We start from the raw sequence: 25,237 nt of genomic DNA, 5'->3' as shown, positions 1-25,237 counted from the left end.
AGACTTGGAAACTATCTCATCAAATTAGTCCCCCCATAGAACCCCCTTGAGCCATCTTGCACACTTTTCTCTTTTTGTCAAATTTTATGTTAAGAAAGATGTGACTAATGGATAGCCTTTAGTGTAGGGTCGGGCGGCTTTAAATAAATATGTATTGTCAACTTAAAGAATTTTGTGCTACGATGTTGATACTTGGTCAAGCATTGTCAAAATGTTTGTACTAGAATACAAAGTTAAGCCAAAACCTAATCAGATAGAAGCCATTAATGAGGCAATACGGACAACCCAATTTGTTCGGAATAAAGTCCTGAGTTATTGGATGGATAATCCTGGTGTTGGCAAAACAGAGTTATTTCGGTACAACACAGCATTAAGAAAAGAGTTTAAATTTGTTGATGATTTAAACTCCCATGCTTGCCAGACTGCTGTAGAAAGAACCTTGCGGGCAATTACTCGGTTTTACGATAATTGCCAAAATAAAGTTAAAGTAAAGAAAGGCTACCCTAAGTTTAAAAAACATTCCCATTCCGTAACGGGCAGAAACTGCTGAACAACGAGAGCAAATGCTAGAGGCGAAATTGCGAGCCTTGCAGGTAGAATTAGATTGAATTAACCTAGTTTCTGGAGCGGACAAGACAGCTTTTTTCGTCAAGCACAAAGACACAAAGTTATACTACAGCGTTTCTCTCACCATTAAGATAACTGCTATAATGTATTCGCCAACTCTAAGTGGTCGAACAAAATTAAAGTTAACCGTGAGGCAAGGGAATAACCCAGAGGCAATAGTCAAGGCTCTCAGCTTTATTAATGTTTCTTAATACAAACGTATTTGTTGAGAGGGTTTCCGAGCAAATATGAAGCGTAAACTGATTAGGCATCGTCCCTAATTCCTGATGCTGACTGGGGATAACTGCCATAGTTTCCACTACTTAGAAAAAATTACCAAGTTTGTGTTGATCCCTCAAGGAGAAATTTTTATGGAAATATCTCGTCCTAATCAAGCAGAATTAACCGCCGAAGAACATCAGGAACTAGAAAAGTTGCGCGCTATTATCGAACAGGCTAGTGTTGATGGCGTGATCACTCAAGGGGAAAGGGAAAGAATTGCTCTAGCTATGAGGTCTGATGGTAAAGTGACCCTACAAGAATTAGAGTTAGTCAGAACTTTAATTACCGAAAAAGTGAGCAAAGGGGAATTAGTTCTTGATTATCTTTAAACTCTGAAAAATCAGATAAAAAAAAGACGGGGTGAAAACCCCGTCCTATTTGTTAAGAATTATGACAAATCCTTGACTTGTGATACTAATTGTGCTACCACATCTTGAGCGCTACCAAAGAGCATAAAAGTTTTAGGATTGTAGAATAATTCATTTTCTACCCCGGCAAAACCCGATCGCATACTGCGCTTAATCACGATCGTGTGCTGTGCCTTATCCACGTCCAGAATCGGCATTCCATAAATCGGACTAGCTTTATCATGACGGGCAGCGGGATTAACCACATCATTCGCCCCAATAATTAACGCCACATCGACGCGCTCAAACTCAGGATTAATATCATCCATATCGTAGAGCTGCGGATAGGGAACATTAGCTTCGGCCAATAATACATTCATGTGTCCTGGCATTCTTCCCGCCACGGGGTGAATAGCATATTTAACCTCAACGCCATTTTTTTCCAACTGTTCAGCCAATTCTCGCACCGCGTGTTGTGCTTGGGCCACTGCCATGCCGTAACCTGGTACAATCACCACAGAACGCGCATAACCGAGCATCATTGCCCCTTCTTCTGAATCGATCGCATGAACCGATTTATCAAGGCTAGAAGTGGCGCTCGCTTCGCCTCCAGCACTAGCACCTGTACCAAATGCCCCAAATAGTACACTAGCCAGGGATCTATTCATGGCCTTACACATGATCTGAGTTAGGATAATCCCCGACGCACCCACCAAAGCACCGGCGATGATCAACATACTATTCATCAGGATAAAACCGACTACGCTGGCGGCAAGTCCCGAAAAAGAGTTTAAGAGGGAGATAACCACGGGCATATCGCCGCCGCCGATGGGAAGCACGAATAAAGCCCCGAAAATTAGGGAAAGTCCCACCAAAGTCAGGAAAACATCGATCGAGGTGGGATCAAAAAAGAGATAGACACTACCCCCTAAAAAGGTGAGTAGTAAGAGAATGTTAAAGGGTTGCTGGAAAGGAAAAGTTACGGGCGCGCCACTGATTAATTCCTGTAATTTGGCAAAAGCGAGGACACTACCGGTAAAAGTGACACCACCGATCAATATACCCAAAATAGCGATCAGTATCGAGTCAAAGGCAATATTTTCACCACTTTGCAGTAAACGCCAGTATTCGCCCATGGCAATTAAAGCACTGGCAGCACCGCCTAAACCGTTAAAAATCGCCACCATTTGGGGCATAGCTGTCATCGGGACTTTTTGCGCCGAAACTAAGCCGATAATTGAACCAATCACCAACGCCACGGCGATTAAACCATAGCTGAGGATTTCTTGATTGATTAAGGTGGCAATAACGGCGATTAGCATCCCGATGGCAGCCAGAAAATTGCCTTGACGGGCGGTAGCGGGGGAAGATAATTGTTTAAGACCGATGATAAATAAAATGGCGGCGAGTAGATAGGATAACTCGATCCCTGTGATCAGGGCATTATTCATGATTTAGCCTCTTTTTTCTTGAACATTTGCAGCATTCGATCGGTAACGACAAAACCACCGACCACGTTAACCATCGCCAAAATAACGGCAATTAACCCTAAAATTACGGTTAATTCGTGCCAATCCGTGCCTCCGGCGATGAGGAGCGCACCGACAACGGCGATACCTGAAATTGCATTGGCTCCCGACATCAGGGGTGTATGGAGAGTGGGAGGAACTTTATTGATCACCTCGAAACCGACAAAGGAAGCGAGGACAAATACCACTAAAGCGGTTAAAAGTTGGGCAGTCATTGGTTAAAGAAATAGGGGATAGGGTGTGGGGAGTGGGGTGTGGGGAGTGGGGAGTGGGGTGTGGGGAGAACAAAGCTGCGCCTTCTGCCTTTTGCCTTTTGCCTTTTGCCTCCTGAATCCTGATAGCTAAAAAGCGGATAACTGTTCACTGAGGGCGGATTTAATGCGTTGGTTGCGGATTTCGCCAGCGTGGGTGACACAGGCACTATCAATGATGTCATCGGCAAAATCGAGGTTTAAACTGCCGTCTTTGCTGACTAGAAGCTGTAGCAGCATTTGCAGGTTTTTGGCGTACATCTGGCTGGCATTGGTGGCCACTGTAGCTGGAAGATTAACGGCTCCGACGATTTTTACCCCATTAACAATGATTTCTCGTCCCGGTTGGGTGTAGGCGCAATTTCCGCCCTGTTCCGCCGCTAAATCAACGATTACCGACCCCGCTTTCATGGTGGCGATCATTTCTTTGGTGACGAGCAGCGGAGCTTGTTTCCCCGGTACTTGGGCCGTGGTGATCACCACATCAGCCCGCTTAATTGGTTCCGTTAGGGCTTGACAAATGCGCTCCTGTGTGCTAAGAGAAACCTCTTTGGCGTAACCGTTATCGGCGACGGTATCTTCTTCTAGGGGCATTTCAATAAATTTCGCCCCGACACTCTGTACTTCTTCTTTGACTTGAGGACGAATATCAAAAGCCTCCACCACTGCCCCCAAACGGCGGGCGGTAGCGCAAGCTTGCAATCCGGCAACTCCTGCCCCCAATACCAGCACTTTGGCGGGGGCGATCGTACCGGCGGCGGTAGTCATCATCGGGAACATTTTCGGCAGCTCAACGGCGGCGAGGAGTACCGCTTTGTAACCGGCGAGGTTAGCCTGAGAGGAGAGGGCATCCATACTCTGGGCGCGACTACTGCGGGGAATTAATTCCATGCTCAAAGCGGTGATCCCGCGCTCGGCTAATTTGGCAATGCGCCGGGGTTGACGCAGGGGATCGAGAAAGCCGATGAGGATACCGCCACCTTTCAGGCGATCGATCTCGCTATCGCTAGGAGGGACGACTTTGAGAATAATATCGGCAGTTTCATAGATATATTCGCCATTTTCGCTCAGGGCGGCTCCCACGGCACTATAGGCACTATCGGCAAAGTTGGCACTAATTCCCGCCCCATTTTGGACAATTACCTCAAATCCCGCCTTGACTAAACGGGCGACGGTATCCGGCACTAGCGCCACCCGCGCCTCGCCTTGGTCACTTTCTTTGATTACGCCGATTTTCATGGCTGGGTTTCTCCTTAATAAGTCCTTCTCTTGTCTTATGCTGTTGGGGTAAGGGTTTCGTTAAATGCGATCGATCCCTTGGGATAATTTCGAGTCAAAATTGCTTTTCACTTCCATCCTAGTTATCCTCACCTTTCTGGCTCTTTTTCGGGCTGAATCTTAGGATTATCTTCAGAATTAAAGGGTTTTGAGCGGCATTGTTTGGGAATTTTTTTATAATGATGAGGTACAAAGTTTTTGTTCTGGGAAACGCTGGAAAGTTTAACAGTAGTCAGTTTTCAGTCGTAGATACCAATTTAGGTTATACTTCATATTGATGAGACGGGCTGTAATACGTCTCGACAATCTCAAAGTTTTAGAGTTTTTTTAACTTTGATCGCAATTGCTCTAATTCTGCATCTACTGCTGAATCCCTGACGGTAGGTGGATAGGCAGTTTTACCCAGTAACATTTGTGCTTTTAGCAGTGCTAATTCATCATCCACATCGCTACTCGCTTCTAGTGAATCGATGTCAACCAATTCACCGTCAGCTTGACTACTGGCTTCTGACTGCATAAATTTTGCTTCCATGCGCTCAAAAGCTGAAGGGTAAATAGTATCTATACTGCCGATCCTTTTTTCGTTAATCTTTCTTGCTAAAATTGGCAATTTTTCTTTCAGTTTATCAACTTGGATATTCAGTTTTTCCAGTTGATTTTTAATAATATTTGCGGTATTAATGTGATGTTTTTTCTTGATATTAGCTTCTTGTGCCAAAGACTCATCACCTTTATCTAGAGCGAGTTTAACTCTTTCTTCCCATTTTAAAACCTCAGCTTGTGCTTGGTTGTACTGTTGTTCGGCTCTTTTTTGTAAGGCAATTACTTCGATAATTGAGGAACGTAAATTAGATAAATCATGCCGCATAATAGTGATGGTTAATTATGACTAGCAATTAATATTCCCTATCTCAACAACAAAATTAATAAATAGAGACGTACCATAGATAGTACGTCTCGACGCTCTCAAAGTTTTACAGTTCTTTTAACTTCGATCGCAATTCCTCTAATTCCGCATCCACTGCCGAATCCCTGACGGTGGTTGCTTGGGGTAAAGTGGGTTGACTAGAAGCTGTACCGGGTAATGCTCCCCCGGACATTTGTGCTTTCAGCATTGCTAATTCATCCTCCACATCGCTACCCGATTCTAGGGCAATGAATTGACGTTCCATGTCGCTACCAGTGATTTCACCGATCGCTTGACTACGGGCTTCTATCTGCATAACTTTTTCTTCCATGCGCTCAAAAGCGGACATGGAACTACTGGTATCGATACTGCCGAGGGTTTTTTGGATTTCTTCGTTAGCTTTTGCGGCTCTGGAGCGAGCTACTAACATATTTTTCTTGGTTTTTGCCTCAGAAATCTTACTTTCGAGCGCGATCAAGTTTTTTCTCAGACTATCTACCTGTACCGTTTGCTGATCCAGTTGATTTTTGAGAATGGCGGCGGTTTCCGTGAAATCTTTCTTGCGTTTAAGAGCTTCCCGAGCGAGAGTTTCATCCCCTTTAGAAAGGGCTAATTTGGCTCTTTGTTCCCATTTATTGGCTTCTGACTGGTCTTTGCTGTATTTTTGTTCCGTTTGTCGTTGTTCAGCGATCGCTCTAGCGACCGCTTGACGTACCTGTACTAGATCCTCTTGCATATCACTGACAGCTTGCTCCAGCATTTTTTCTGGATCTTCAGCCTTGCTCACCATATCATTGAGGTTAGCTCGGACAACTCGGCTAAGGCGATCGAATAAACCCATGACGCTCTTGTTCCTCTCGGTGTGTACTAAATCAGTTAACTGTTCTTAAAATTTCCTATCTTGCCTAACGGCTTATTATCCAATATAAACCACGAGAGCTAGGATAGGCGATAGGGTTTGGGGCATTTAGGGTATTAGAGTATTAGGGTTTTGGGGTTTGAGTTGATATTTCCCCATCTTGCCCGCAACGCACAGGAAGTGTTCTCCCATCTCCCATCTCCCCACTTACCACATCACTCATCCAAGTTTTCTTGTTTTAACTTGAGTAATTCCGCTTCAATTTGTTTTTGTCCCTCTAAATCTTGGAATTGTCGCTCTAAGGGGTCTTTATACCCGATTAAATCGGCTTGGGATTCGGCTTCTAGGACTTTTGCTTCTAATTTCTCGAAAATAGTACCCATCTGACTGCTGTTCAAACTGCCCATAATTTCTTGGGCTTTTTGACTGGCACTCGCTGATCGCAATCTGGCCAGATAAAGGCTTTTCTGTGCTTTCATCTCAGCATATTTGCGTTCAATTGTCAAGAGTTCTTTCTTTAACTTTTGTATAATAGCCGTCTGTTGTTGCAGGGAGGTTTGTAGGGGGGCGATCTGACTTTGATAGGTTTGCCATTGGCTGAGAGCTTGACGGGCGAGTTGTTCGTTACCGTGATGTAGGGCTAATTGGGCGCGTTCGTGCCAAGTTTGGGCGGCTTTTTCCTCTTGTTGTCGTTGGCGCTCGGTGCGTTTCTGGGTAGCGACGGCTGCCGCTAGGGCTTGTCGCATTTGGATCAATTCCCCTTCCATCGCCAAGATCGCTTTTTCCAGCAGTTTTTCCGGATCTTGATTTTCCTGAATCAGACTATTGACTTGGGCGCGAATTGCTTGGCCCATGCGCTCAAACAAACCCATTACCGTCCTCCCGATACCAACCCTAATAGTTTACCGAAGTGCCGCTCCTATCAATAATGATAGAACTAGGGACGGGGGACTGGGAGGGATCGGCTGTTTCTGGGGGTGCCAGACTACTGGGAGAGGGAGAAGGGGATGCTTGTAATTCTGGCGGTAACTGTTTCATTAACTCCGTGGCATCCTGTGGGTTTTGATTAGCCAGACGACGGGCTTTTTCCCGTTGAAAAAAGGGTAAATTAGCGGGTGATTCTTCCCTTTGGCGCAATTCCTCTAACATTCGTTCGTTAATAATCGCAGTCGAGGGGGCGGGGGTGACTTGGGGCGGTGGTGGCGGTGGTGGGGAAACGAGGGAAGATACGGGCGGGGTATTGGGGTCCGGGGGGGCGACGGGTAAAGATTGCTGGATCTTACTGACGGGTAATGGATGGGCTGGTATGAGGGACGGTGGCGGATTCGGCGGTAAGAGGGTATTAGTCAGATTGATGGCGGTGGGGGGACTCTGAACCACTGGTGGAGCGGGAATGTTAGCGATCGGGCTAGTTTTAACGGGAGGAGCGGGAATATTAGCGATCGGACTGGTTTGAGGAGTTTTCTCTACTGGACGAGCGATCGCTATCAATCGATCGAGGTGGCGGGAGTTATTTTTGTGCTGACCCAGCAGCGAAGTCTCAGCTTTCCTCGGGGTGGTGTTGGTTAACCATTGATTGAGACTGAGGAGACTATTAGCAATTAAAAAGATCACCATTGCCCGGATGCCCCAAGGGGTAAAAAAGACATCTTTAGCTGGGGGATAGACGTTAATGACAGTAGCTTCTAGGTATTCTGGTTCCTGAGCGGGATCAATGGCTGAACTGGGTTGATGGACGATCGAGAGGGGCAAATCTTGGGAGGATGGGGGTCGATCGGATTTCATGACGGTATTATAGGGTTATGCTGAAAAGTTAAGTAGGTAGGCGTTAAAAATTATCAGAAACCCCCCTTATCAAGGGGGGACTAAGGGGGGATCGGCACCCCCCTTATCAAGGGGGGCAGGGGGGATCGAACCTAAAATCCATTTTTAATTTAATTATAACCAGCTACTTAGGGTTTTTTTCGTCCTAGTCTAACGTGGTACTCTCTAGATTTTCCAGATGTCTTTACATTCTCTTGACAAAATTTTAGCGGTTATTACTCAACAGGCGGGTTGGGAAGAATATCGCCACTATGAGCAAGTGCTGCAATTATGGCCAAAAATTATTAATCCCCGTCTGTTGGAGCAAACTCGGCCTTTTTCCCTCAATCGCGGGGTTTTATCGGTGGCTACCAGTAGCGCCGCTTTAGCACAGGAATTGTCTTTACAACGCTATAGCTTATTAAAACGGCTTAATAGTCAGTTAGAGACTCCCTTGGGCGATATCCGCTTTTCTGCTGCCCGTTGGCAGCAAGATAGTCAGTTAATTCCTCCAGAAGCGATCGCACCTAAATCCCTGAGAGATCATCCTAGTTATGTCACCCCGGAAAAACCGCCAGAAAATCCCCGGCAACTGGACGGTTTAGAGAGTTGGAGCCAGAAAATAGTTCATAGAACCCGATCTTGGCCGATTTGTCCTCGTTGTCAGTCTCCCAGTCCCTCTGGAGAGCTTGAGCGTTGGCAATGTTGTGCTTTTTGTTTTGCCCAGTCGGGCGGGGTAAAAGATTCAATTTTTTTATAGTATTGTGGAAAGAGTGCTTTTGAGTCGGGAATCAATAGGCCTATCTTTTCTGTCTTAATTGAACCTGTATTCATCAATTCTATTCGGCTAAGGCTTGATCCCCGTTCTGTTATTGCTGATACTAGACCCAATAACCTCGGCCACAACTGAGTTAAACTCCTCTGTTTTGAGACAGTGCTGCTTTTTGCAAAGTAACTATTAAAAGATTCTAAAAACAAAATTTTTTTTGGGGATCACTAAAAACTATATGGCGTATCAGTCCTAGCTATGCTAGTCAGGAAAATACCCTTGGCACGGGGTAGGACAATATTACACAGAGCGAAAAGAGAGTCATCCCTTGAGTTCTTTATAATCATCTTCCTTTTAAAGCCAACCCATGCAAGCCGCAAACTTTCTTACTTCTTCCTGTCGATACTGCCGATACTATCAAACCCAAGGTCGGCGCGGTGGCACTTGTCAACAACTAGATGTTCCCGTCGAAGCTCATTGGAAAGCCTGCGCTCTAGCGATGCCTCCTTTTGGCACTGAATGGCAAGAACTCAATCGGGTGGTTAGTTTAGAACAGTCTCTAGAATTAACCTGTGCAGTGTCGCCCACTCCCGTAGTGGTTTCCCCTAGTCGTCATGCTCCCCGACAACCGATGGCGGTTTAGAATATCTAGGGCCTAAACGGGAGCAAAAAATTGGCGTTGCCCATTAAAAATATGAATTCACCCTCCCACATCTTTCAGGGCGCTATTTTTGAGATAATAGATGAGTTGATTGCTAAGATAAAGCTGGGAAAAGCAGAATTGCTGTAGAAAGTATTCAGGAGTTGAGAGTTGGGGTTTTAGGGTTTTGGGGTATTAGTTGAAATTCCCCGATCTCCCCACACCCCACACCCCACACCCCACTTCCCGATAATTAATGTCGCCAGAATGCCCCTGATGACTTCTCATCGTCCCTTAAAAATTGGTATAGTTGGCACAGGGTTCGCCGCTCAACGTCGCGCTGAAAGCTTGCAAGCCGACGATCGCGCCCAGCTTCTGTATTTTAGCGGTAATAGTCCCGAATCGATCGTTAATTTCTCGCAAAAATACCAAATTTCTGCCCTAGATTCGGCAATAAGCCTGGCCAGTCATCCTGATCTCGATCTGATTGTCATTGCCAACGTTAATCAGGCCCATGCCTCGATCGCCCGTACTGCCTTAAAATCTGGTAAGCACGTTATCGTCGAGTATCCTCTGGCTTTTCACCCGGCAGCGGCAGCAGAATTAATCACCCTAGCCGAAACCGAGAACAAATTACTGCACGTCGAACATATTGAACTTTTGGGGGGACTGCATCAAACCCAACAGCAGTATTTAGACAGCCTCGGCAATATCCACCTAGCCCGTTATACCACAATCGCCCCCGGCAGACCAGCACCCCGGCGCTGGACATTTCATCGGGATTTATTCGGGTTTCCTTTGATCGCTGCCCTTTCTCGTATCCATCGCTTTACTAATTTATTTGGGGAAGTGGAGTCCGTATCCTGTCATTGTCGTTATTGGAATGCCCCGGAATCCGATTATTTTCTGGCCTGTTTGTGTGAGGCACAGTTATTATTTAAAAATGGCTTAATTGCCGAAGTTACCTACGGCAAAGGCGAAGTTTTTTGGCAAAATGAGCGAACTTTCACTATTCATGGTGAGGGGGGCAGCTTAATTTTTGAAGGGGAAAAAGGGCAGTTAATTAATAGTGAAGGTAGCCAAGTTTTAGAAGTGGAAACCCGTCGTGGTCTTTTTGCTAAAGATACCGCCATGGTGCTAGATTATCTGTTCGATCAGGTTCCTCTTTATGTTACTCCCCAAGCCAGTCTTTATGCCCTAGAAGTGGCCTACGCTGCCTATCAATCTTCTTTGTCAGGAAAAACAGTTTTTCTCGCGGACAATTAAACCGACTTAGACTTTTTGAATTAACTTTCTGCCTAGTAAACCCTGGGGACGAACTAACAACATAATAAAGAGAATAGCAAAAGCGATCGCCTCTCGATAACCGGAATATTCTGCGGGAACAAAAGCTTCGGCAATACCCAATAATAAACCACCGATTACTGCTCCGGGGATACTTCCCAATCCCCCTAAAACAATCACTCCTAAACCTTTTAATCCGAAAGCAATACCGAAATATGGACCGGCAATACTAACACTAGAACCGACTAAAGTTCCTGCTAAACCTGCCAAGGCACCACTAATAAAAAAAGTAATCACGATAAATTTTTCGGGATTGATCCCCAACAAACTGGCCGTGGTGACATCTTCAGCTACTGCTTGTAAAGCTTTGCCCATTTTGGTAAAATTAACCCAATAAGTTAGTAAAGCCACCATAACTGCTGAAACCAGAAAAATAATAATCTGAATTGTGCGAATTGCCACGGGGCGATCGGCTGTACCAAAATTAATTGCGGGGGGAAGATTGCCATAAATATCATCGGGAAAAGTATAAATTTCTGCTCCGAATAAGTATTGAATAACATTGACAATTACCACGGCTGCCCCTAGACTAGAAACCAGAGTTAAGAGAGAATCGGAACCCCTTACCCGGAGGGGTTTGAAGGCTAATCTTTCCAGAAGAACCGAGGTGAACCCTGAAAGGATACAGCCTAGGAAAAGTGCTAAAAAAAAGGGTAAGGAAAAGGGCAATTTGGCATTAGCTAATAAACCATTAAAACCGAAAACTCCCCCCGTTAGAGCGTAGGTAAAATAGGCACCGAGGGTAAAAATTGCGCCATGGGCAAAATTGATAATCCCTAAAATGGAAAAAATCAAAGTGTAACCAAGGGCAAAAATAGCATAGACACTACCGATCGATAAACCGTTTAAAACCTGTTGAAAAATTGTTACTAGATCCATTGTCAGGGTTAGCTAGGGTAACTTTTGATTATAACTGACGGTCGCCACCACATCCGGTAAAGGACGCTGGAGTTTATATAACCAGAATAAACCGAAAAGACCAACAGCGATCGCTCCTAAACTAATTATTTGCGCCATTTTCAAAAGCCCAAACATTAAACTATCGGTGCGTAGTCCTTCGATCCAGAATCTACCAAGACTGTAGGCGATAAAATAGACTAGGGTAAGGGTGCCAATTTTTAATTTACTAGGGTGTTTTAAACCCCAGAAAAATAGATAGATGAGTAGGGCAAAAACTCCCAGATTCCAGATAGATTCGTAGAGAAAGGTGGGGTGAAAATAATCGACGGTGATATATTTTAAAGGACGACTAGCGGGAGGAATAAACAACCTCCAAGGTAAATTAGTCGGACTGCCAAAAGCTTCCGAATTAAAAAAGTTACCCCAACGTCCAATCGCTTGACCGAGAATGACGGAAGGGGCCACCAGATCGAGTAATTGCCAAAGAGAAACCCGATTAATGCGAGCAAAGATTAGGGCTGCCAGCAAACCCCCGATAATTGCCCCGTGAATAGCGATACCTCCCTTCCAAATGGCGATAATATCGGCAGGATTTTGCGCGTATTCTTGCCACTGAAAGAGAACATAGTACAAACGGGCTGCAGGTATGGCCCCCACTACTAACCAAATGGCCAAATCAGCGATTAAATCGGGATCGATCGCTCTTTTTTGAGCTAGGTACTGGGAGAGGGTGACACCCAATAATACCGCCATAGCGATGAGAAATCCATACCAGCGCACCGAAATCGGTCCAATCTCCCAGAGAATCGGGCCGGGAGACTGAAAGACAAAACCTAAGAGCATAAAATTATTAAGAATAAAAAATTTTATCTTTCCTATAGTATCTTATGCTATGATGGAATAAGGTGACATATTTGCGGATGTGGCGGAATTGGTAGACGCGCTAGATTTAGGTTCTAGTGTCTTTGATGTGTGGGTTCGAGTCCCTCCATCCGCATTAACCTTTGGGTCGATGAGGTGTAACCTGATTTGGTATTGACGACCAACGACCCAAAAGGGAAAAGTTGTTAGTTCCCATTTTTGAGACTCCAGTTCAGATTTATTTTTTCAACTGACTTCTTACCCAATTCCGAAAGGGACTTGCGTGGGAATAATATCCCAGCCAGAAAATCGCTCTGTAGAAGAATCAGACCAGCCAGATGGCATATTATCAAAGCGCAAGTCCCTTAGCTGCGGGGGCTCTCGAAGGCTCTCGCCCTCCGATCGATCAGCAAACCTGATCGATCGGAGGGCGCAAGCTTTGCGCCCCTACAGTAACCGATTTTGTCCACAATGTAGGGGCGAACTGCGTTCGCCCAAAGGTACATTATCAAAGCGCAAGTCCCAAATGCTTTTACTAACTCTAGGTAATCCAATGTCTCAGCTTGTTGTAAAAATATAGCAATCTCTGAAATAGGAATATTTATAAAAAATTGACTGGTTGGGGAGGTGATATAACTGCCATTTTGTAATTGTTGGATAACCAGAGATTCCCCATTATAAACCCAAACCTCTGCCACGCCTAGATCTGCATAAACCTGAAGGCGATTTTGAGAACTGCTGGTGACATCAATTTCTATGACTAAATCCGGCGCTGGGTCTTCATTTAAGTCCAGTCGCTTTTTCCCCCGAACCGCCTCAATATTATCAATATAAAAACATTCATCGGGTTCTGCACCGCTTAATTGAGGGCGTTTAAAGGTGGTAGAACCGAGGGGATAAATCGGGACTAGCGATTCTTCCGCTAGGGTTTCGACAAAGCGACCGATGAGGGTTTTACTAAATTCGTGTCCGGTCGAAGGAGCAATGATTTCTAAATTGCCACGATTGTAGGTCAGCCGGAGACGGCGATCGCTCATTTCTGCGAGCAGCGTTTCGTAGGTTTTCCAGCTAATCCCGGACAGGTGAATTATTTCAGCCGGTGGTGCGAGCAGTGTTACAGTCATAGATTCAAGCAAAAATCCCCTGCTTCCATTTTAGAATAGTGATCAATATAGCGCGCCTCTCGTTTTGGCCGATCACTTATGGAGTAAAACTCATCTTAAAATAGAGGACGAAAAACTACGGGTCTCAACTTAGTTGGGGTTTAAAGTTCAAGGTTTTATAGTTTTTGACAGCCATAAGCATTAATACTTGTTGCACAAGTCAGATGCTCCCCGCCTGTGGACTCGGGATGATGTAGCCACATAGTATGTGCAAGCGTTAGAATCTCTTGCCTAGGTTTCGGAAACGTTGTCAGAGAAATAATTATCTACAAATTGACTGATTTCCCTTTGAAATTTCTCTGATGAAAAAAGAGACTTTTGATGGGAGAGGGACATTAAAAGCTCTTCCTGTTTCTTTTCATTACTAATTACTGCAATAATCTTTTCTACTGCTTCTTCCATACTGTTAAATTGCAATTCTGTATTGTGCTTACCGACGATTTCAGTTTGACCTCCTATTTTCTGTACAAAGGGAATGATATCTGCTCTCACCATTTCGGCTACGGAGATACCAAACTGGTCTTTCTTGGGATGGATACCATACCTACATTTGTACAGTATATTACAATAATCTGCATAGGGAAGATCCTTATACAGTTGAATCCAGTCGGAATTTTCTGCTACCAATTGTTCAATATAGTGTTGATACTTTTTATTAAAAGCTCCCCCAGCTCCCCCAGTTATATGGAGTTTGATGGAAAATCCTCTCTCCCGCACTGCTTTTAAGACTTTAATGCCGAAATCTGGACTTTTATCTACTGTTAACCTACCGCTAATTACAAAAGCATTCTCTTTTTGCTCCCGAGCAATATCCTTAACGGGAATGACCACTGGGGGATAGATAACGGTACTATCAAGCCCGTAAACTTCTTTGACTGCTTTGGCTACATCAAAAGAGTTAGAAATAGACAGATTCTTTTTGAGGTTATCTACAGAAAAATTGGAGATATTTAGGTAGGGCATATTCTGGTGTATTTTACCACCTTCAAGGACTTTAACCCAATGGATATATTGGATTCCTGGTACGCCTAGATCGGCCGCATTACAAGCTGATAGCACCAAGGAATAATTTTTGGCTCTTTCTTTTAAATAACGCAGGCTTAAATGAATGGATATCTGCCGAAAATGAGGATTATTACTGATGAGAAACTCTGAGATGTCTTGCCAACTTTTTGGTAATACAGAAACAACTTTAACTTCTTTGGGAGTGAGGGATGTTTCATACAACTTATTTAGCTTTTCCCAGTCTGGATAGTAAAGGGTAAAAAGAGTTAAGTCATATTTTTCTTTTAAGGCTTCTAGTATCCAGAGAGCCACAGATTCAGCACCTCCTCCCATAAAATAGGGCATATAGACTCCAATAGTTTTTTTCAGCATTTTTTAACCATCAATATAGGAAAGAGTTGTTTTAAAAATTGGTTGGCTCTCTTGTTTATCCTGTACTCAGGAAAACACCTTCTGTCCCTACCGTCCCAGTTTTCGTCCTGATTTAGGAGCATTCATAGTTGCGGCTAATAGGCATCATATAGAACAATTTGCCAACAAAACCGAAGAGAACCATTGGCATTTAGGATACCACGAAATTAGAGAGCCAGTTAAGTAGATTCAGCTCGTACAGGATAACTTGTCTCGCTTCGGCAATCGCTTCTTTCGCTTCGTGCCAAGCATCCAAACTAGAAGTGACCTCTCGCAAATAATCAACTCCTTTTTGATCCAAACTGGGCAGGCGTAAGAAACTTTTCGGTGGCAATAGTTTCTCTGCATCCGCTCCACCGTAATAAATAGGTAGACACCAAGCTAATAGCGGATCCCAGAGCTTTTCGCTGATATACCACCTACTCTGTGCGTAGTTTTCTATGGCCAGATTGTAGTAGTAGGGAGCTAGGACATTCCATTTATTTTGTACCGAGCCTCTCGAACCCGTCCAGTCTGGCAAACCTCGCCCATAAAAATCGAAAGGAAGTTCGTTATCTTTGATTAGCTGCATAAAGGACAAACGGTGGCGATGATTGGCTGTGCGGGTAGTTCCAGAGGTAATCCAAGAGCAGAGGCGAATTTTTTCCGGACAGGGCAAATCGGCCAGATCCCGAAAGCTGTTGCTTATGTGCCAGTCGGCAGGCATATAGTATGGTTGAGGCGCGTAATCATCCGGACCTGATACATAGCCACAATACTCGCTGGCGATGCGGTAATTTTCCAGATTGGTCGATAACACTTCTGGTAAGGGCGGTTCTCTTAAGAGATAGATAATGCGTTCCTTGGGAACTCTCCCCAAAATAGATGGAAGTGCCTGCTGTGGCTTTGCTGGTTTTTTGAGCCAATTTTTCCAGCCGCCTTGCTCTTTCTTTGGTTCCGGAAAATCAAACTGATAAAGTAACAAGTAATCTGGCTCAGGAGCGTTAGCTTGCATGGAAATATTACCCCAAACTCCCATGGGATAAGGAGTTTGTTTCCATAGCCAATCTCCCTGATTTAAATTGGGATAGCTGCTGATCATACCTACTATTTTTTCTGTCACAAGTTAACCCCTTATTATTAGTTAGAAAAAACTCTACGGGCTATTCTCTGTAATTTTTCCTTCATTCTTTTTCCTAAACTTTTAGGTTGATTGTACCAGACAGGACTGGATTTAAATTGAGGATAATTTTCAGGTTCGTAGAGATAGCGATAATATAAAAATAAACTGCGATAGGGAAAATCTATATTTTCTCCCTGGCAACATCTAGTAAAGAAACTGCTTGAAATCCCAATATAATGAAGGTAAATTAACCTATATCCTTTATCATACAATAAATTATCTTTTTCGACAAATTTGGGATCGGTAACGCAGTTACCTACTCTCTTTTCTGGAGGAGTATTCAAAGCATAATTGTATATAGAAGTACCTGTTCTCATCATCATGTAGTTTAGAAGAGGTTGATCCACTGCCATGGGATAGATAATCTCTGACTCTCCTGAACGCAATTGTTCCAGAATCCAATTTCTCTTTTCTTCCTCAAATAAGTTTTTTTTAGAAGCATAGATTCCTGAACAGAAAATCTCTTTTTTGATCCGTTCTTCGGAGAATATTTTCAGTAACTTTGGCGAACTAACTTCATAGACGTGGGAGGGATCTTTATACTGATAATCGTAGACAACACAATCATAATCGTCTAGCTTTTCCCAGAAATAGTCTATGGGAGACAAAAGTAAGGTATCCGCGTCCATATAGACAAATCGGTCAAAGGGGCCGTCAAAGGCACAGTAGCGACGATGGGTACCAAAACGATGATAGCCATTGCTTCCCGCTTGCTGCCACCTGATGCGGGCTGTAGGATGGGAATCCCAGGCTGCTTTGGCAAAATTATCCCACCTCTCCATCGACTCCCGCTCGCGATACAGTTCAACTTGGGGGCGTTGAGCGATTAACTTGGCAATTTCCTCGGTTTGGTCATCGTAGGGGTAGACACAAACTGGTAAGTCTTTTCCCCCATTCGCCTCAATGCTATTCAGCAGAGCCACTAGCTGATCGTAAACCCGATCGTTAGCCAAAGTACAGATTCCGTTGCTCATAAGTTTCTACTGCTCCCATCTAAAAATATTTATATCACAGTTAACCGATTTAGAGACCGGCTCCGGCAAGACCTAGCAACGAATTAGGTTGAGATATTGCCTGTCCTTAGAGTCCTCGTGGCTTGAAAGGAGGGAACAGGAAAGGAACAAAATACTAACTTTATCCTTGGCGGTGAAATTGTTGTATCTTGACGGACTTGTAGCCCTGGCCACAATTTACTTGACCGTAAGCGTTGAGGATTTTCCTTTTCCCTGAGATTGACAAGAAAAGTTTCCCTGAGTAGAATAGCGGAAACTCGTTGATAAATCTTAACCCATGAAGACGCTTGGAAAAGTAGGTATATACTGTTTAGCTAATGATCAGGTTTTGGAATGGATGATTCCTTTCTTAGAAAGTCTCAGGGCCTATGAGCCTGAATGCCCTCTATATGTTATACCTTTTAATGATAATATATCCCAACTAAGTAAAATTTCTCAGAAATACAATTTCAATTTTTATCGCGATATAAACTTGGAGCTATTAGATGGAGTGGGAGCAAAAGTAAGGGGTATCGAGGATATACATAATCACAGATTTCGTATTTTTTCCATCTTCTGGGGACCCCTAGAGCATTTTATCTTTCTAGATTCTGACATTATTGTTTTAGATAGCTTGCAAGAGCTGTTCCGAACCTATATCAACTCTGAATTAGAATTTATGTACTACTATAGGGGTATATTCGATCAGGTCTATAAAGAGGGGGAGTTTAGAGATAAAATGATCCGAGAGCATAGGGCAAATGGTTTCAACGCAGGCTCTTTTATATCTTCCCGGGGAGCTTTTAGCCTAGATGATATTCAAGAGTTGGCTGAACAAGCAGCCACAATCAGACAGCATTTTGCTGATAATTGTATTGTCCAGCCTTTTGTCAACTACTGTGTGGATATTAAGGGGCTGAAAACCCAAGCCATTACTGAGGCTATCCCCGATCTAGGCTCCGAGTGGGCAAAATTCAAGATAGAGTTTGCCGATAATACTCACAAGGTAAATGGGAAAAGAATACTATATACCCACTGGGCAGGCTTTGGTCACGGGCCAAATATGCCCAATCGCGATCTGTTTCTTAAGTACAGGCTGAAAAATTTATCTTGGCCTTGGCGCTGGCAATATGTGATCCGCGATCACCTGACCACAATTTTCCGCACTTGGAAAAGTAGGCTAAGTAAAAAACTCAAAGGTTTATTAGGCAAACCCGAGAATAAACCCCTATGAGTGCAAGATATGCTAGAGAACGATCCCATTTTTGAGCTCGGCAAAGTTTCCGTATTAATTCCCTGTTATCAGCATGGACACTTACTTGCTCAAGCAGTGGAATCTGTTTTGAGACAATCTTATCAAAACTATGAGATAATTATTGTCAATGATGGCTCCACCGACAACACCCATCAGGTAGCCCAAGAATATACCCAGAAATATCCCCAGCGGATTAAGTATTTATATCAAGAACAACAGGGGCAAGTAGCGGCCAGGAAAAACGGCAGCGCTTTGATCAGGGGCGAATTTCTAATCACTTTAGATGCCGATGATCTGCTCGCTCCGTCAATGATGGCCAAGTGTGTAGAAAGCTTAAGCAAAAACCCTGAAGCAGCCGCTGTGGCCTCTAACGTTTGGATGATGGCGGAAGATGGCCAGACTATACTAGGCCAGCTCGATCAAAGTGAAGTTCCTAGCTGGCCCAATATTCTGGAACACAATACTTGGGGGGGGATTGCGGGCATTATGATCCGCTCCCAGTCTCTGCAAAAAGTAGGCTGGTTCAATTTCGATGGTACTGCGGGGGGTGAAGACTGGGATATCTGGATTCGCTTCGCCAGATCCCGTCAGAAATTGCTGCATATACCTGATTTTTTAGCTCAATACCGTCAGAATTGTAGCTCTCATAGTCGGCAAGGACTCAGGGTCTTAAAAGGGATATTACAGGTTTTGGATTGCTTAACCAAGGAAGATCCGCGCCTGATTCAGCTAGAAAACGTCCATCCCCCCATTGATATTTCTTACTACAATCAACTCCGTAATCGAGCCGTTTTTTTTAACTATGGTGTCGCCTTAGCGGCGGCAGAAGGTGAGGAGACTCTCCAAGATATCTTGCAATACTTTGTGCCATCTGATTTAGATTTAGAAACTCTAGCAACTGCCTATATTAAGGGGATCATTTTCGTCAGTCGAGTGCAAGGAAACCCTAACATTTTTTGTCCAGATTTTCAAGATGATGCCTTAGGCAATGCGCTAAGTTACCTAGAAAATAAAATCTCTGAAGATACGGCCAAGTTGTTGAGGATTAAGATAGCAGAAAATTTAATCACGCAAATTCAAAGATCTACCAAAAATTCTAATCTATTCAAGAGTAAAATAAAAACTATCCTGATTAAAATTAAGCAAAAGTTATCAGCTCTGGCAAACCTAAATAAGACGTAAACAACTCCTCTGCCGATTCCTAAAGAGAGGGTATAAGAACTGACTTCAGGCGAGGGAAAACCCCTATAGATCAAATATTTTCTGACTTAATACCCACTGCTTGTAAATCTCTATTGTAGTCCGTCTTTAATCCTCCCCCTAAAAACAGCCTAACTTTCTCAGAAATCCTCGTCCACTTTACCGCTAAAGTAACCAAGACCACCTTGATCCGATCGCTTTGGTTGGGAATTCTGGCATCTTTGTAGATAGCCAGAAGATCGTTCAGGTTAGGCCAATCTCGCCAAATATCACCGATTAAGCCCCGGAAACGGTTTAAATTAGACCGATGGGGGTAACTGATTAAATTGATCTGATGCAATCCCCCCATGACCCTTATGGTTCTAGACCTTAAGGAAGGCCAAGTTTTGCGAGCAGGATGTTTGACTAGGGCTTTTGGGGCATAAACTACTTGATAACCTGCGCTACTAACTCGCCGTCCCCATTCTAAATCTCCTCCCGAGGGAAGAGAGAGATTGAAAAATCCTACGGTTTCAAAAATCTGTTTAAAAGTAAAAATATTAGCAGTTGCGCCAAATTTCATCTTCGTAACTAATTCTTCTTGGGGTAAAGCTGTAATCATCTCAAAAAGCTCAACCGCGTTGGCTTTGCCTTCGATTTCGGGAAAAACCTCAATATGACCTGCAACCAAACCACAATTAGGAGTATTGACCAAATCCTCTACCCCCTCTCTCAGCCAGTGGGCATCGGGAAGGCAGTCAGCATCAGTAAAAGCAATGATTTCACCCCGGCATTCCCTAATCCCCGTGTTGCGGGCAGCAAATTGCGTGGGGATGGTTTCTACCAGATAAGAGGCTCGAGGAAATCGAGCCACGCAATCTTTAATGCTATCATCGGGCCCGTTATCGACAACAACGATCTCCCAATCGTCCGTAGGATATATTTGTCGCTCAAGAGCTTCTAGGCAAGTTTTCAGACCCTCTACATCATTAAAAACAGGAATAATAATTGAGACAAAGGGGAAAGTCATAAAATACTTAGAGATCAATCGTCCCAGTTGGGCATCTTCTAAAAAATTACCTCACAAATCCCAGTCTTGTCAACTAACTCTATAAGACTAGGAACTGGGGTGGGGTTTAAACTGCCAAAAGGGGTAAAAAAGCTGTGAAGATGTTATAATAAGCCCCGTCCCGTATCTAAATGGTTAGAGGCAAGATTAATGGCATCTCCTACTTGTTCGCTTTGGTTTTTTGTAGCGCGGACTGACTTACCATTTATGATGCTTACTATCCCCCATATAGTTAAGATGTGTAATTTTCCCTTTCAAGAAAAAGTGTTAGCCATAGACACGGCTGCTTTAAGTGGGGAAAAAGTTGATCGTCCTGGTATTGGTACGATGGAAGACTTACGCCAATGTGCACAAACTTTGCTGCACAAGGGTGTGGTTGACCGGATTGTAGATTTTAATTACGATTCCAGGTATCAAGAACGATTATATCTAAAACATTTCGGCAGTGCCATAAAACCTACTCATAACTATAAAGGCTATCCGATCCTTGGCTCGATTTTTAAGATAGAAGAATGTCAGAGTGACTATCTGCTGCATTTTGATAGCGATATGATGATGTACCAAGAGCCAGGCTACAAATGGATTGCTGAAGGAATTGATCTGATGGAAGCAAATCCTCGGATTATGTTTGTCCGTCCTATGACAGGACCGCCCACCTCTGATGGTAAGTTTTGTGAATCAGATACGGGCAAATTAAATCCTCAAGGTTTTTATGAATTTAAATATTTTGGAAGTCGCCTATATTTGCTCAAATGTAACCGGTTTGATGAGTTATTACCCCTGCCTATCATCTGGTATAATGAATATCGGCAGCAGTTTGTAAAAAATTGGCCAGAAGGGATGAAAACAGCCCTAAATATCTGGACTGGAAAGGGAAAATTAGATTCTTGGGAAATTATGGTTTCTGAGAAGCTCAAACAGACGGATTATCTGAGGATTAACCTCACCAACCCTAGAGCTTGGAGTCTACACCCGAAAGAGAGAAGCCCTGCTTTCATCGCAGCTTTACCATCAATTATTGCTAGGATAGAAAGGGGCGATTTTCCAGCCAAACAAGCGGGATTTTATGATTTAATTTTTGACCTGTGGGTTTAGCTCTGAATCATCCCAAGGCTATCAGAACATTAAATTGCGTTTCTTCGGTTTGTCTGATGCAATGTACAGGGTTATAAGGAATGAAACTCTTATAGAGAAAGGCATTTAGCGATTTTTGTCAATTGTTTTTTATCTAGAGGGAACTAATCAATTAAGTCTCTTGCCAGATAAGGATTTAGTCGATTTATGCCCCCCTATCGAACCATAACAAGTAACGAAGAGCCGAATAATTTGACGTGCTGTCACCCATTTTACCTTAGCTGACAATAAGTACCTAAGCAAAATTAATTACACACATCTAACCCCCCCTTGCCTTTTGCCTTTTGCCTTTCTTCACTAGGAAATTTATTTTGCACGACTACTTAATTATAAATTTTTATTTCCCTTGAATTCCCTATTCTAAAAACAGAACTATCTTCCTGAATTAACCCCGTTCGTTCTCAGCCAATCCCTTTGATTGCTTGAGTATTTATAATTAATTTGTCCCACCAGTTGTTTTTTTTGTGATCGCCTGTCCCTGAAAAATAGTCACTTTCTACTATATTTTGCCTTCCAAAATCGGGGTTAATGCTCTATTTATTTCAAAATGAGAATTGCTGGATATTCAGCCAATCCTACTTATCCTGACTTCCCACACCCCACGCTCCACGGAAAACTTTTTGCCGCAAACCCTAGATAGAGATTTCGGGCGGTGGATTGGTTGTGATAGAAATATAAATATCGATCGCTTGCTATCAATCTTGATGAAAAGACGATATTTTCTGGCTTTTATCGGCTCAATTGTCCTTAGTTGCTTATTATCTCTGGGTATAAACTTTTTTTCCTGTACTATCGCCACCGCGCAAACCCAGACAATTCTAATTTCTGCCGCCGCTAGTCTCAAAGAGGCCCTAGAAGAAATCAAGCCGGGGTTTGAAAAAGCCCATGGCCACATTAAAGTTAATTATAACTTCGGTGCGTCGGGAGCTTTGCAACAGCAAATTACACAAGGTGCGCCGGCCGATGTTTTCCTCTCGGCTGCCACTAAGCAAATGGACGCTTTAGCAAAAGCTGGTTTAATCGATACAACTACCAGAAGAAACCTGCTCACTAATCGCCTAGTTTTAATCGTTCCCAAGAATTCCGCCCTAAAAATCAGCGATTTTCGTTCCCTGACTAACAGTAATGTCAAAAGAATTGCCGTGGGTGAACCGCGCAGCGTTCCTGTCGGTCAGTACAGTGAAGAAGTTCTGAAAAATCTCGGCATTTTAGAGCAAATAAGACCAAAACTGGTCTTTTCCAACTCCGTCCGTCATGTTCTCGCCGCCGTAGAGACTGGTAACGCCGATGCTGGCATTGTTTACATCACCGATGCCAAAATTTCCGACCGGGTAAAAGTAGTGGCTACGGCTGCCAATAATCTCCATTCTCCGATTATTTATCCCATAGCTGTGATTAAAGCCAGTAAAAACCCGCAAGCTGCCAAGACTTTCGCCCAATATCTCACCAGGGCAGCCGCTAAAAACATTTTTGAAAAATTCGGCTTCGGAATAGCCAGATAAACAATGCCAGACTTTTCCCCCCTATGGATATCCCTGAAAACCGCCACCATTGCCCTGATAATCATCTTTTTTCTCGGTGTTGCCGCCGCTTATTGGATGTTAGGCTATCGTGGACGGTGGAAATCCCTAATCGAGGCAGTTTTCGTCGCACCCCTAATCTTGCCCCCGACGGTGCTAGGCTTCATTTTACTGCTCCTATTCGGCAAAAACGGATCCTTAGGACAGTTATTAGACCTATTTAACTTTCGCATCGTTTTTACTTGGTATGCCGCCGTTATCACCGCGACGGTGGTGGCTTTTCCCCTGATGTACAAAACCACCCTCGGCGCTTTTGAACAGGTGGATGCCAGTCTTTTACAGGTTGCCCGCACCCTAGGGGCATCGGAAGGGAAAATATTCTGGCGCCTACTTTTGCCCCTCTCCTTCCCTGGGGTATTAGCAGGATTAACCCTAGCTTTTGCCCGCGCTTTGGGGGAATTTGGGGCTACTTTGATGTTAGCCGGTAATATTCCGGGGCAAACTCAAACTATCCCGATGGCCATTTTCTTCGCTGTGGAAGCAGGAGAGATGACCGAGGCTTGGATATGGGTATTTATTATCATATTAATCTCCCTATCGAGTATTATCGCCGTTAATCTCTGGCAAAGTCAACGCAAACAGCAATTAGGACGACCGGGAGAAAGCAAACCTAACGAGATGGAAGACTGGCTGCCACCCTGGGAGGGTCGCGATTTTGCCCTTTTAGAAGCTGAAAATAATCATTATAGAGATAAAATAGGCTTATTTGTCGATATAGAGAAATATTTACCCGGTTTTAACCTCTCAGTCACTTTTAACTGCCAAAATCAGCCATTAGGACTATTAGGGGCTTCGGGGTCGGGAAAAAGCCTGATTTTGCGATCGCTGGCTGGTGTGGAAACGCCCTCAAGGGGCCGTATTGTCTTAAATGGTCGCATTCTCTTCGATTCGGAAAAGGGAATTAATCTCCCCAGTCGTCAGCGTCGCATCGGTTTTGTGGTGCAGAATTATGCCCTTTTTCCCCATCTCACTGTAGCAGAAAATATCGCTTTTGGTCTCTCGAAAAACTTATCTAAAAAAGTTATTAAACAGCAGATTGCCAACCAATTGGAATTAGTGCAGTTACCCGGCATGGAAAACCGTTATCCCCATCAATTATCGGGGGGACAACAGCAACGGGTCGCCATCGCTCGCGCTTTAGCTAGTCGTCCAGAAGCTTTATTATTAGATGAGCCTTTTTCTGCCCTTGATACCCATCTACGCGCTCAATTAGAACGTCAGATGATCAAAACTTTAAGTAATTACGATGGCGTAACAATTTTTGTTACTCATAATATGGATGAAGCCTATCGAATATGTGAGAATTTATTAGTTATGGAAAAAGGGCGGGCAATTGCTAATAATTCTAAACAGAAAATTTTTGAGCGACCAGATAGCGTTAGTTTGTCCAAGATTACCGGCTGTAAGAATTTTTCCCGTGCTGTAATTATTAATAATCAACAATTAGAAGCCATTGATTGGGATGTTAAATTACACACCGTCCCCGGAATTCCCGACTATTTAGCCTATACGGGAATTCGCGCCCATCAAATTATTTTTGGTCGAGATTTAAGCGATATTAATACTTTTCCCTGTTGGTTAGCTAATGCCATTGAAGGACCCCATCGAGTGACTCTCTATCTGAAACTTAATCAACCCTCCAACCACGACCGCGATTTTCATATCCAAGCAGAGTTATATAAGGATAAATGGTTAGAAATTAAGGAGCAAGCTTTGCCTTGGACTGTTACTTTATCTCCCCAGCGTTTATTATTATTAAAATAAACAGAGATTTTGATGCTAAGTTGTCAAACACCCCCCTTATCAAGGGGGGCAGGGGGGATCGGCACCCCCCTTATCAAGGGGGGCAGGGGGGATCGGCACCCCCCTTATCAAGGGGGGCAGGGGGGATCGGCACCCCCCTTATCAAGG

23 protein-coding genes, 1 tRNA gene and 1 pseudogene are annotated in these 25,237 nt (G+C 43.8%); 11 read left to right on the top strand and 14 right to left on the bottom strand.

Features of this window, described 5'->3' with window-relative positions:
* Window positions 1-211: 211 nt before the first annotated feature.
* Together EWV60_RS12275 and EWV60_RS12270 are read left to right on the top strand one after the other, a co-directional pair.
* A pseudogene (locus EWV60_RS12275) lies at window positions 212-532 on the top strand (RNA-guided endonuclease TnpB family protein); the annotation flags it as partial.
* Window positions 533-977: 445 nt separating this feature from the next.
* Window positions 978-1,217: a hypothetical protein gene (locus EWV60_RS12270; protein ID WP_193979215.1), complete on the top strand. Its 240-nt coding sequence runs from the start codon at window positions 978-980 to the stop codon at window positions 1,215-1,217.
* 59 nt (window positions 1,218-1,276) lie between these two features.
* Here the strand turns inward: EWV60_RS12270 and EWV60_RS12265 are convergent, their stop codons facing one another.
* From EWV60_RS12265 to EWV60_RS12235, 7 genes are all read right to left on the bottom strand, one after another.
* The gene (locus tag EWV60_RS12265) at window positions 1,277-2,686 is read right to left on the bottom strand and encodes an NAD(P)(+) transhydrogenase (Re/Si-specific) subunit beta (protein ID WP_002774886.1); all 1,410 of its coding nucleotides are present in this window, start codon (window positions 2,684-2,686) and stop codon (window positions 1,277-1,279) included.
* Window positions 2,683-2,979 (bottom strand): NAD(P) transhydrogenase subunit alpha part 2, encoded by a 297-nt coding sequence (locus tag EWV60_RS12260; protein WP_002733247.1) that lies wholly within the window; start codon window positions 2,977-2,979, stop codon window positions 2,683-2,685. Before EWV60_RS12260 ends, EWV60_RS12265 begins: the two co-directional genes overlap by 4 nt.
* 126 nt (window positions 2,980-3,105) lie before the next feature.
* On the bottom strand, window positions 3,106-4,254 hold the full coding sequence (locus EWV60_RS12255) for a Re/Si-specific NAD(P)(+) transhydrogenase subunit alpha (protein WP_287232522.1): 1,149 nt from the start codon (window positions 4,252-4,254) through the stop codon (window positions 3,106-3,108).
* Window positions 4,255-4,609: 355 nt separating this feature from the next.
* Window positions 4,610-5,161, bottom strand: a complete 552-nt coding sequence (locus tag EWV60_RS12250) for a PspA/IM30 family protein (protein WP_287232520.1) — start codon at window positions 5,159-5,161, stop codon at window positions 4,610-4,612.
* Window positions 5,162-5,267: 106 nt separating this feature from the next.
* Window positions 5,268-6,041 carry a PspA/IM30 family protein gene (locus EWV60_RS12245; RefSeq protein WP_287232519.1) on the bottom strand — a complete coding sequence of 258 codons (774 nt, stop codon included), beginning with the start codon at window positions 6,039-6,041 and terminating at the stop codon, window positions 5,268-5,270.
* Between the two features lie 233 nt (window positions 6,042-6,274).
* Window positions 6,275-6,931 (bottom strand): PspA/IM30 family protein, encoded by a 657-nt coding sequence (locus EWV60_RS12240; RefSeq protein WP_287232517.1) that lies wholly within the window; start codon window positions 6,929-6,931, stop codon window positions 6,275-6,277.
* A gap of 22 nt (window positions 6,932-6,953) precedes the next feature.
* Window positions 6,954-7,844, bottom strand: coding sequence for a hypothetical protein (locus tag EWV60_RS12235; protein WP_287232516.1), 891 nt, complete (start codon window positions 7,842-7,844; stop codon window positions 6,954-6,956).
* 217 nt (window positions 7,845-8,061) lie between these two features.
* Here EWV60_RS12235 and EWV60_RS12230 point away from each other — a divergent pair, with 217 nt between their 5' ends.
* The 3 genes from EWV60_RS12230 to EWV60_RS12220 all read left to right on the top strand — a co-directional run bounded on the left by EWV60_RS12230 (window position 8,062) and on the right by EWV60_RS12220 (window position 10,537).
* A complete protein-coding gene (locus tag EWV60_RS12230; protein WP_002794184.1) occupies window positions 8,062-8,622 on the top strand; it encodes a DciA family protein in 561 nt (186 codons plus the stop codon).
* Window positions 8,623-8,998: 376 nt separating this feature from the next.
* Window positions 8,999-9,274: a hypothetical protein gene (locus EWV60_RS12225; protein ID WP_002733655.1), complete on the top strand. Its 276-nt coding sequence runs from the start codon at window positions 8,999-9,001 to the stop codon at window positions 9,272-9,274.
* Window positions 9,275-9,538: 264 nt separating this feature from the next.
* Window positions 9,539-10,537 carry a Gfo/Idh/MocA family protein gene (locus EWV60_RS12220; RefSeq protein WP_002774905.1) on the top strand — a complete coding sequence of 333 codons (999 nt, stop codon included), beginning with the start codon at window positions 9,539-9,541 and terminating at the stop codon, window positions 10,535-10,537.
* 6 nt (window positions 10,538-10,543) lie between these two features.
* Here the strand turns inward: EWV60_RS12220 and EWV60_RS12215 are convergent, their stop codons facing one another.
* Both EWV60_RS12215 and lgt read right to left on the bottom strand, forming a co-directional pair.
* Window positions 10,544-11,494, bottom strand: coding sequence for a branched-chain amino acid ABC transporter permease (locus EWV60_RS12215; protein WP_002745784.1), 951 nt, complete (start codon window positions 11,492-11,494; stop codon window positions 10,544-10,546).
* A 12-nt stretch (window positions 11,495-11,506) separates the two neighbouring features.
* Window positions 11,507-12,358, bottom strand: coding sequence for a prolipoprotein diacylglyceryl transferase (lgt, locus tag EWV60_RS12210; protein ID WP_016516117.1), 852 nt, complete (start codon window positions 12,356-12,358; stop codon window positions 11,507-11,509).
* Window positions 12,359-12,431: 73 nt separating this feature from the next.
* Here lgt and EWV60_RS12205 point away from each other — a divergent pair.
* Window positions 12,432-12,512 (top strand) — tRNA-Leu (locus EWV60_RS12205).
* A 229-nt stretch (window positions 12,513-12,741) separates the two neighbouring features.
* Here the strand turns inward: EWV60_RS12205 and EWV60_RS12200 are convergent.
* The 4 genes from EWV60_RS12200 to EWV60_RS12185 all read right to left on the bottom strand — a co-directional run bounded on the left by EWV60_RS12200 (window position 12,742) and on the right by EWV60_RS12185 (window position 17,091).
* A complete protein-coding gene (locus EWV60_RS12200; protein WP_287232511.1) occupies window positions 12,742-13,500 on the bottom strand; it encodes a Uma2 family endonuclease in 759 nt (252 codons plus the stop codon).
* Between the two features lie 270 nt (window positions 13,501-13,770).
* Complete coding sequence (locus tag EWV60_RS12195) at window positions 13,771-14,916, bottom strand: glycosyltransferase (protein WP_103112228.1); 1,146 nt, start codon at window positions 14,914-14,916, stop codon at window positions 13,771-13,773.
* A 190-nt stretch (window positions 14,917-15,106) separates the two neighbouring features.
* Window positions 15,107-16,057 (bottom strand): glycosyltransferase family 10 domain-containing protein, encoded by a 951-nt coding sequence (locus tag EWV60_RS12190; RefSeq protein WP_130757218.1) that lies wholly within the window; start codon window positions 16,055-16,057, stop codon window positions 15,107-15,109.
* A gap of 17 nt (window positions 16,058-16,074) precedes the next feature.
* Complete coding sequence (locus EWV60_RS12185; RefSeq protein ID WP_287232509.1) at window positions 16,075-17,091, bottom strand: Npun_R2821/Npun_R2822 family protein; 1,017 nt, start codon at window positions 17,089-17,091, stop codon at window positions 16,075-16,077.
* 316 nt (window positions 17,092-17,407) lie between these two features.
* On the opposite strand from EWV60_RS12185, the gene EWV60_RS12180 reads away from it, so the two are divergent.
* Together EWV60_RS12180 and EWV60_RS12175 are read left to right on the top strand one after the other, a co-directional pair.
* Window positions 17,408-18,343, top strand: a complete 936-nt coding sequence (locus EWV60_RS12180; RefSeq protein WP_287232507.1) for a glycosyltransferase — start codon at window positions 17,408-17,410, stop codon at window positions 18,341-18,343.
* Window positions 18,344-18,352: 9 nt separating this feature from the next.
* Window positions 18,353-19,546: a glycosyltransferase family 2 protein gene (locus EWV60_RS12175; RefSeq protein ID WP_287232505.1), complete on the top strand. Its 1,194-nt coding sequence runs from the start codon at window positions 18,353-18,355 to the stop codon at window positions 19,544-19,546.
* 70 nt (window positions 19,547-19,616) lie between these two features.
* Here the strand turns inward: EWV60_RS12175 and EWV60_RS12170 are convergent, their stop codons facing one another.
* A complete protein-coding gene (locus EWV60_RS12170; protein WP_002732381.1) occupies window positions 19,617-20,573 on the bottom strand; it encodes a glycosyltransferase family 2 protein in 957 nt (318 codons plus the stop codon).
* 189 nt (window positions 20,574-20,762) lie between these two features.
* On the opposite strand from EWV60_RS12170, the gene EWV60_RS12165 reads away from it, so the two are divergent.
* From EWV60_RS12165 to modB, 3 genes are all read left to right on the top strand, one after another.
* A complete protein-coding gene (locus EWV60_RS12165) occupies window positions 20,763-21,707 on the top strand; it encodes a hypothetical protein (RefSeq protein ID WP_036401735.1) in 945 nt (314 codons plus the stop codon).
* A gap of 743 nt (window positions 21,708-22,450) precedes the next feature.
* Window positions 22,451-23,248, top strand: coding sequence for a molybdate ABC transporter substrate-binding protein (gene modA, locus EWV60_RS12160; RefSeq protein WP_287232501.1), 798 nt, complete (start codon window positions 22,451-22,453; stop codon window positions 23,246-23,248).
* 3 nt (window positions 23,249-23,251) lie between these two features.
* Window positions 23,252-25,090 carry a molybdate ABC transporter permease subunit gene (modB, locus tag EWV60_RS12155; protein WP_287232499.1) on the top strand — a complete coding sequence of 613 codons (1,839 nt, stop codon included), beginning with the start codon at window positions 23,252-23,254 and terminating at the stop codon, window positions 25,088-25,090.
* Window positions 25,091-25,237 lie beyond the last annotated feature (147 nt).

Source organism: Microcystis sp. Msp_OC_L_20101000_S702 (assembly GCF_007095705.1).
GTDB classification, from domain to species: Bacteria; Cyanobacteriota; Cyanobacteriia; order Cyanobacteriales; family Microcystaceae; genus Microcystis; species Microcystis ichthyoblabe_A.
Note: the sequence above shows the minus strand (reverse complement) of the source record. Positions and strands in the feature narration are given on the sequence as shown.

What these genes read in the sequence shown, in the direction of transcription:
- EWV60_RS12165 (WP_036401735.1), top strand. Translation starts at nt 20,763, where the DNA reads ATGGCATCTCCTACTTGTTCGCTTTGGTTTTTTGTAGCGCGGACTGAC.
- EWV60_RS12245 (WP_287232519.1), bottom strand. Translation starts at nt 6,041, where the DNA reads ATGGGTTTATTCGATCGCCTTAGCCGAGTTGTCCGAGCTAACCTCAAT.
- EWV60_RS12170 (WP_002732381.1), bottom strand. Translation starts at nt 20,573, where the DNA reads ATGACTTTCCCCTTTGTCTCAATTATTATTCCTGTTTTTAATGATGTA.
- modA (WP_287232501.1), top strand. Translation starts at nt 22,451, where the DNA reads ATGAAAAGACGATATTTTCTGGCTTTTATCGGCTCAATTGTCCTTAGT.
- EWV60_RS12255 (WP_287232522.1), bottom strand. Translation starts at nt 4,254, where the DNA reads ATGAAAATCGGCGTAATCAAAGAAAGTGACCAAGGCGAGGCGCGGGTG.
- lgt (WP_016516117.1), bottom strand. Translation starts at nt 12,358, where the DNA reads ATGCTCTTAGGTTTTGTCTTTCAGTCTCCCGGCCCGATTCTCTGGGAG.
- EWV60_RS12225 (WP_002733655.1), top strand. Translation starts at nt 8,999, where the DNA reads ATGCAAGCCGCAAACTTTCTTACTTCTTCCTGTCGATACTGCCGATAC.
- modB (WP_287232499.1), top strand. Translation starts at nt 23,252, where the DNA reads ATGCCAGACTTTTCCCCCCTATGGATATCCCTGAAAACCGCCACCATT.
- EWV60_RS12250 (WP_287232520.1), bottom strand. Translation starts at nt 5,161, where the DNA reads ATGCGGCATGATTTATCTAATTTACGTTCCTCAATTATCGAAGTAATT.
- EWV60_RS12175 (WP_287232505.1), top strand. Translation starts at nt 18,353, where the DNA reads ATGCTAGAGAACGATCCCATTTTTGAGCTCGGCAAAGTTTCCGTATTA.
- EWV60_RS12215 (WP_002745784.1), bottom strand. Translation starts at nt 11,494, where the DNA reads ATGGATCTAGTAACAATTTTTCAACAGGTTTTAAACGGTTTATCGATC.
- EWV60_RS12260 (WP_002733247.1), bottom strand. Translation starts at nt 2,979, where the DNA reads ATGACTGCCCAACTTTTAACCGCTTTAGTGGTATTTGTCCTCGCTTCC.
- EWV60_RS12265 (WP_002774886.1), bottom strand. Translation starts at nt 2,686, where the DNA reads ATGAATAATGCCCTGATCACAGGGATCGAGTTATCCTATCTACTCGCC.
- EWV60_RS12180 (WP_287232507.1), top strand. Translation starts at nt 17,408, where the DNA reads ATGAAGACGCTTGGAAAAGTAGGTATATACTGTTTAGCTAATGATCAG.
- EWV60_RS12195 (WP_103112228.1), bottom strand. Translation starts at nt 14,916, where the DNA reads ATGCTGAAAAAAACTATTGGAGTCTATATGCCCTATTTTATGGGAGGA.
- EWV60_RS12230 (WP_002794184.1), top strand. Translation starts at nt 8,062, where the DNA reads ATGTCTTTACATTCTCTTGACAAAATTTTAGCGGTTATTACTCAACAG.
- EWV60_RS12235 (WP_287232516.1), bottom strand. Translation starts at nt 7,844, where the DNA reads ATGAAATCCGATCGACCCCCATCCTCCCAAGATTTGCCCCTCTCGATC.
- EWV60_RS12200 (WP_287232511.1), bottom strand. Translation starts at nt 13,500, where the DNA reads ATGACTGTAACACTGCTCGCACCACCGGCTGAAATAATTCACCTGTCC.
- EWV60_RS12185 (WP_287232509.1), bottom strand. Translation starts at nt 17,091, where the DNA reads ATGAGCAACGGAATCTGTACTTTGGCTAACGATCGGGTTTACGATCAG.
- EWV60_RS12270 (WP_193979215.1), top strand. Translation starts at nt 978, where the DNA reads ATGGAAATATCTCGTCCTAATCAAGCAGAATTAACCGCCGAAGAACAT.
- EWV60_RS12240 (WP_287232517.1), bottom strand. Translation starts at nt 6,931, where the DNA reads ATGGGTTTGTTTGAGCGCATGGGCCAAGCAATTCGCGCCCAAGTCAAT.
- EWV60_RS12220 (WP_002774905.1), top strand. Translation starts at nt 9,539, where the DNA reads ATGCCCCTGATGACTTCTCATCGTCCCTTAAAAATTGGTATAGTTGGC.